We start from the raw sequence: 395 nt of genomic DNA on the forward strand, positions 1-395 counted from the left end.
CGCTGGCACTGTGCCACAAGGTCTCGGTTGCCACGTTGTGGCGCTGGATGCTGATCCTGTCTGGTGCCGCCTTGGCAGGTTCTGTATTGGCGGCGATTGCGGCCATGGCTGGCATCGGCCGGCTGGACCACGCTGGCTGGCTCAAGGCATCGCCGATGGGCTTGTGCATGGGGGTTCTGGTGCAACTGCTGGGCACCGTCATCGCAGCGTTTTCTGCGAGGTACCTGGAGGGAGAGCCCGGCCAGCCGCGCTACATGGCAGCACTGGCGGGTGTGCTGGCTGCTGTGCACGTGCTGCTGCTGGCAGACCACTGGATCGTCCTGGCCATCGCCTGGGCTCTGGTGGGCATTGCGCTGCAACAGCTGCTGTGCTTCTACCCCGACCGGGCTTTTGCC

General features: G+C 65.3%; 1 pseudogene. It reads left to right on the forward strand.

Annotation, left to right across the window (positions count from 1 at the left end):
* Positions 1-47: 47 nt before the first annotated feature.
* A pseudogene (locus tag D7V77_RS42950) lies at positions 48-395 on the forward strand (NADH-quinone oxidoreductase subunit L); the annotation flags it as partial.

Source organism: Corallococcus sp. CA041A (assembly GCF_003612075.1).
GTDB lineage: Bacteria > Myxococcota > Myxococcia > Myxococcales > Myxococcaceae > Corallococcus > Corallococcus exiguus.